Source organism: Sulfurimonas sp., assembly GCF_027056685.1.
Lineage (GTDB): Bacteria > Campylobacterota > Campylobacteria > Campylobacterales > Sulfurimonadaceae > Sulfurimonas.
In genome coordinates, this window is record NZ_JALUKE010000120.1 from 1 (window position 1) to 2,563 (window position 2,563).

Here is a 2,563-nt window from a genome sequence, read left to right on the forward strand (position 1 = left end):
TTTGGTTCTTCTGACTCTAACTTTGGTTTTTCCCATGGAAGTTGTGTTGCTCTTTTTGTTTTTTTCATCTATAGTGCCTCTTCGCCATATCGTTTTTTGTAGTATTTTATAACACCCATTTTTACTATGTCATTAAAGACAAACCATATTGTGACATAGCCCCATAAAAAGAGTGCCCATTGCCAGTTAATACGAGGAATAAGACCAAAACTGTAAAGACCTATAGCAGTTCCAAGAAGTGCAGTAAAGAGTGAAGCCGTTACAAGTGGCCATGATGGGTATGGTTTTTTAAAGAACCAATCTGCTATACGAGTATTAAAAATTGTATAGTGTCCTGCAATGATAAGTTTTACAAAGAAAAGTGTCTGTACAAATCCAAGAAAAGATTTGTCATCTTTCATATTGACCCATGACGGTATCTCTGGTAAAAACATTGCAGAATCAGGGTGTGATTTCAGGTAAATCATAACAATATAAAAAATAGTAAAAGAACTGAGTACTCCAGCAACACCAAGCCATGTTGAAAGGACAAATACACTTTTCATATTCCAGCGTACAGGTTTTTCTTCAACTTTTGTATTGTCATAAGCAATCGTCATAATAGGGATGTCATTGAGGAGTGCTAAAAGAATAATCATAATAGCCGTAATAGGATAAAAGTCAAAAACCACAATAGAGAGTGTCATAAATATTAAAATACGTACTGTCTCCGCAATTCTATAAACAACATAACTTTTCATTCGCTCAAAAACTATGCGTGCTTGCTCGATTGCATCGACAATAACACGTAGTCCCGGAGCCATTAACACAATATCAGCTGCCGCACGTGCTGCATCAGTAGCACCACTTACCGCAATACCACAGTCCGCTTTTTTAAGTGCCGGCGCATCATTTACACCATCACCCGTCATACCAACAATATGATCTGCTTTTTGTAGTTTATCTACTATAAAGTATTTATCTTCTGGAAATACTTGTGCAAATCCATTAGCTTTTTCTATGATTTGTACTATTTCAGATTCATGTTGTTTAACACTTCCTGCAGGAAGTGGCTGTGAATCTAGTTCTTTTTGTACATTGTTTACAATAGCTGTTACTTCTTTATTGAGAGTCTCTTCATCAATACCAGTTTGCACTGTTTTTAGAATAGAACGAGAGATAAGTTCTGAGAGAAAAATATACTCTTGCGTACTTTGACCTTTGAGTTCTTTGATGTCTTCTATATCTTGACCAATCTCTAAAATGCCAGCTATATATTTTGCAACTGCGATATTATCGCCTGTAACCATCTTAACAGAGACACCTTTTGCATTTGATTCTGCTATTGCCTCTTTTGAATCTTCACGAGGAGGATCAAAGAGAGGAACAAGTCCTACAAAATGGTATGTATCTTCACCCTCTTTTTTATATCCGACACCCAAGGCCCTAAAACCTTTTTGTGCAAAAGAGTCTACCTCCTTGTATGCCTCTTTCTTATCAAACTCTTTTTCATCACATAATTCAATAATAACTTGAGGAGCACCTTTTGTATAAATCATGTCATCAGTAAAAATACCTTCAGTCTTTTTACTTACAGGATCAAAAGGTATAAATTTTTTCATCGTTTTCGCTGTAAGTTTACTGTTGAGTTGATGTTCATTTAAATAATCAAATATAGGTTTTTCTATTGGGTCTTCATTCTCTTTTTTACTCGCATATGCAGCGTATAAAAGCAGCTGATCTTCAGTGTAATTACTAGATAGATAAGGTTCAGCGAGACTCATTTTATTTTGTGTGAGCGTTCCTGTCTTGTCTGAACAGAGTATGTCCATACCTGCTGCTTCTTCAATGGCAGAGAGTTTGGTGACAATAGCCTCTTTCGATGCTAAAACTCTCGCACCAAGAGCCATAGTAACGGTCAAAACTGCTGGCATAGCAACTGGAATAGCCGAAATAGTCAAAATGAGTGCAAATATGAGTAAATCTAAAAGCGGTTCTCCTTTTGAGACACCATGCCAAATAATGATGGCAATAAGAAAAATCGTCATGAAAATAAGGAAATCTCCAACTTTTATAACCATTTTTTGAAAGTGTCCATTCTCCTCTTTTTCCGCCTTTGCAACAAGTCCTACAGTTTTTCCAAAATAGGTGTTAAGTGCTGTAGCCGTTACTTTTGCAATCATCTCACCCTGTTTTATAATTGCATTTGCATAGAGTGTTTCACCTACTTGTTTATTTACAGGAAGAGATTCTCCAGTTAATGCAGATTGATCAACCTGTAAAAAATCTCCACCACCAAGAAGAGTACAGTCAGCAGAGACAACATCACCGATTTTTATTTTAATAATATCATCAGGAACGACCTCTTTAGCGTCTATACTTTTCCATTCACCTTCACGCAGTACAAGTGCTTTTCGAGCTAACTTTTTCTTCAGTACAGAAATGGCATTCAGTGCTTTTGACTCCTGATAAAAGTCAACAAAGGCATTTACTAAAAGCATAAGCATAATAACGGAAAAATCTTCCCACCTATGTGCTATTGCTGAAAGAACTGCTGCAATTTCAATCATCCAAGGAATAGGAC

1 protein-coding gene is annotated in these 2,563 nt (G+C 36.3%); it reads right to left on the minus strand.

The annotated features are described in order from the left end of the window. Window positions 1–68: 68 nt before the first annotated feature. The coding region (locus tag MVY38_RS05380; protein ID WP_297484128.1) for a plasma-membrane proton-efflux P-type ATPase at window positions 69–2,563 on the minus strand (2,495 nt) is incomplete at its 5' end.